4 protein-coding genes are annotated in these 3451 nt (G+C 70.7%); 1 reads left to right on the top strand and 3 read right to left on the bottom strand.

Annotated elements, in window-relative coordinates:
* Positions 1-886 (top strand): hypothetical protein (locus tag HG543_RS52510; protein WP_169352499.1); only part of this gene is annotated, 886 nt, incomplete at its 5' end.
* Here the strand turns inward: HG543_RS52510 and hemH are convergent.
* The 3 genes from hemH to HG543_RS52525 form a co-directional block, all read right to left on the bottom strand.
* A complete protein-coding gene (gene hemH, locus HG543_RS52515) occupies positions 831-1931 on the bottom strand; it encodes a ferrochelatase (RefSeq protein ID WP_169352500.1) in 1101 nt (366 codons plus the stop codon). The two genes, HG543_RS52510 and hemH, sit on opposite strands and share 56 nt — an antisense overlap.
* Positions 1931-2317 carry a Co2+/Mg2+ efflux facilitator ApaG/CorD gene (gene apaG / locus HG543_RS52520; protein ID WP_169352501.1) on the bottom strand — a complete coding sequence of 129 codons (387 nt, stop codon included), beginning with the start codon at positions 2315-2317 and terminating at the stop codon, positions 1931-1933. The genes hemH and apaG overlap by 1 nt, the downstream gene beginning before the upstream one ends.
* 82 nt (positions 2318-2399) lie before the next feature.
* Positions 2400-3350, bottom strand: coding sequence for a TerC/Alx family metal homeostasis membrane protein (locus tag HG543_RS52525; protein ID WP_169352502.1), 951 nt, complete (start codon positions 3348-3350; stop codon positions 2400-2402).
* Positions 3351-3451 lie beyond the last annotated feature (101 nt).

Genomic DNA, 3451 nt, shown 5'->3' on the forward strand with positions numbered 1-3451 from the left:
CCGCCCCACCGCGGACCCCACGAAGCCGGTGCTGCGCTGGAAGCTCGCCTCGGGCACGTCGCTCGCCTACCGCCTCACCGTGGAGCGCACGGGCGCCGTGTCCGCCGCCGCCGACGCGCCGGAGCCCGAGAAGCCCACCCGGGGCCGCAAGGGCCGCGGCAAGGCCCGCGAGGAGGCCCCCAGGCCGGCTCCCTCCGCCGCCGCTTCCGCCTTCCCCAGCGCCCTCACCTACGTCCTGGAGCGCCCCGACTCGGGCGACTTCCGCCTGCGCGTCATCCCCGAGGGCAATGACGCCGCGGCCGACCAGGGCACCATCAGCGAGCGCGGCTTCGTGCTGGAGGGCCTCCAGGGCGTCACCCGCAACCTGGCCACGCTGGTGCTCGAATTGCCCCGAGACGCGGTGGGCAACGGTGACACGTGGTCGCTGGGCACCGAGCTGGTCTCCCCGGACGCGCTCGGCCCCAGCTTCCAGGGCCCCGCGCCCGAGCGGCGCAACCGCGTGAAGCTCACCGGCCTCGCCCCCGCCGACGGCGGCGAGCAGGTGGCCACCGTGGAGTACGACCTCTACGAGCGCGTCTCCGGCTCCGTGCGCCCCCAGCGCAAGCCGGCCACCGTGCCCGCGCGCGAGGGCGAGGACGAGCCGGCCGAGGGCGCGAAGAGCGGCTCCAACGAGGCCGACATCAGCGCCGAGGTGAAGATTTCGGGCCGCGGCGAGTTCCTCGTGAAGGCCGGCCGCTGGCGCTCCTGGGAGGGCACCCTCTCCACCGTGACGAAGGGGGCCTTCCCCGGCAAGGCGCTGCAGGTGCCGCCCGGAACGCTGAAGCTGGGCCTCAGCGCGCTCGAGTCGCCTCCGGCACCGCAGCCGACAGCGCAGCCACAGAAGTAGGCGCCGCGTCGGACTCGCGCACCAGCCGCACCACCGCGTCCACCCACGACGGGTGGGCATTGAGCGAGGGGACGAGTGTCAGCGACTCGCCCCCCGCCTCCACGAACTGCTCGCGGGCGCGCAGGCCCACCTCTTCCAGCGTCTCCAGGCAGTCCGCGACGAAGGCCGGGCACATCACCGCCAGCCGCTTCACGCCCCGCTGGGCCAGCTCCGGCAGCACCACGTCCGTGTAGGGCTTCACCCACGGCGTGCGCCCCAGCCGCGACTGGAAGGACACCGTCCAGTCCTCGCCCTGCGCGCGCAGCCCCAGCCGCTGGGCCAGCCCCCGCGCCGTCGCGAAGCACTGCGCCCGGTAGCAGTGGCGGTTGGCGTCCGTCATCGCGTCACAGCACCCCGCCGACGAGAAGCAGTGCCGCCCCGTCGGGTCGCTCTTCTTCACGTGCCGCTCCGGCACGCCGTGGAAGCTGAAGAGGACATGGTCCGCGCGCGCCTCGGCGATGACGGGCCGGGCCACCGTGGCGAACGCGTCCAGGAAGCCCGGGTGGTCGTAGAAGGCCGGCACCGCGCGGACGTTGGGCACGTCCCAGCCCTCCGTCATCACCTCGTACGTGCGCGCCAGCGACGACGACGAGGAGGACGTGGCCTCCTGCGGGTACAGCGGCAGCACCGTGAAGTCCGACACGCCGCGCGAGCGCAGCCGGGCAATCGCATCCGGGATGGACGGGTTGCCGTAGCGCATGCCCAGCTCCACCTCGTACTCGCCCCCCAGCCGCTCGGCCACCGCGGCCGTCAGCGCCTGGCTGTACACGAGCAGCGGCGAGCCCTCCTTCATCCAGATTTTGCGGTACGCCTCCGCGCTCTTCGCCGGGCGCACCGGGAGGATGATGAGGTTGAGCAGCAGCCAGCGGCCCACGGGGTGGATGTCCACCACGCGCGGGTCGCTGAGGAACTCGCGCAGGTAGCGGCGCACCGGCCCCGTCTCCGGCGCGTCCGGCGTGCCCAGGTTGACGAGCAGCAATCCTCGCTTCGCGGCGGGCGTGGCCATCAGTGCAGGGCGTTGGGGAGGGTGAGGGCGAACTCCGCGATGCGGGCCTCGAAGCGCGAGCCGTCCGGCCGCACCATGTCGTAGGTGCCGCGCATGGTGCCGAAGGGCGTGCGCAGCATCGCCCAGCTCGTGTACTCGAAGCGCTCGCCCGGCTTCAGGCTGGGCTGGCGTCCCACCACGCCCTCGCCCTTCACCTCTTCCACCTTCCCGGTGGCATCGGTGATGACCCAGTGGCGCGACTTGAGCTGCGCGGGCGCGCTGCCCTCGTTGACGATTTCCACCGAGTACATGAACGCGAACTGCCCCGACTCCGGCGCGCTGCGCTCCGGCCAGAAGCTCGGCTTCACGGTGATGCGGATGCCGTCAGTGGTGGCGGTGGAGGACATGGCCCCAGAAATGGCGCCAATGCCCTCCGGTTGCAAGGAAAACGCCAGGTTGGCCGGCGGGGGGCCCGCCCCGGCCCGCGGCTCAGGTCTTGGCGCTCTCGCGGTCGTGCCCCGGGTCCGGCGTCTTCGGCCAGATGAGCGAGGCGACGATGGAGCCCACCAGGATGCCGGCAATCACACCGAGCGACAGGCCGATGGGGACGTGGATGTTGAAGTAGGTGATGAGCATCTTCACGCCCACGAACGCGAGGATTCCGCTCAGCCCCACCTTCAGGAAGTGGAACTTGTCCATGAGGCTGGCCACCACGAAGAACAGCGATCGCAGGCCGAGAATCGCGCACACGTTGGACGTGTAGATGATGAAGGCGTCCTGGCTGATGCCCAGCACCGCGGGGATGGAGTCCAGGGCGAAGAGCAGGTCGGTGGCCTCCACCACCAGGAGGACGATGAACAGCGGCGTCACCTTCTTGCGCCCGTCCTCGTGGACGAAGAAGCGGCTGCCGTCACCCAGGCGCGACACCGGCAGCACCCGGCGGGCGAACTTGACGATGCCCTTCTGCTCCGGGTCGATGTCCTCGTCCTTGGAGAAGAGCATCTTCAGCGCGGTGTACACGAGGAACGCGCCGAACAGGTAGATGAGCCAGTGGAAGCGCTGCACCAGCGCGGCGCCGGCGATGATGAGGCCCGCGCGCATGATGAACGCGCCGATGATGCCCCAGAAGAGCACCCGGTGCTGGTGCTCGGGCGCCACCCGGAAGTAGCTGAACACCATCAGGAAGACGAAGAGGTTGTCGACGGAGAGCGCGTACTCGACGACGTACGCCGTCAGCCACTGCAGCCCTTCCGTGGGGCTCCGGTAGTACCAGATGCCGGCGCAGAACAGCAGGCTGATGCTGATCCACACCACCGTCCAGATGCCCGCCTCCTTGGGCGTCACCGCGTGCTCCTTGCGGTGGAACAGCCCGAGGTCCACGGCGAGCATCGCGAGGACGAAGACGTTGAAACCCACCCAGAGCGCGGCTTGCGTGTTCACGTGTGATTCCTGGTGCAGTGTACGGCGGGGCGCACCCTAGCGGCGGACCGCCCGGGCGTCGACCCCTCCGTGTGGAAGAGAGCCCCCTCCCCGCCTACACC

It is taken from the genome of Pyxidicoccus fallax (genome assembly GCF_012933655.1).
GTDB classification, from domain to species: domain Bacteria; phylum Myxococcota; class Myxococcia; order Myxococcales; family Myxococcaceae; genus Myxococcus; species Myxococcus fallax.

Bases quoted from the DNA above. Each gene is read 5' to 3' on its own strand.
- hemH (WP_169352500.1), bottom strand. From the start codon at position 1,931: ATGGCCACGCCCGCCGCGAAGCGAGGATTGCTGCTCGTCAACCTGGGC.
- apaG (WP_169352501.1), bottom strand. From the start codon at position 2,317: ATGTCCTCCACCGCCACCACTGACGGCATCCGCATCACCGTGAAGCCG.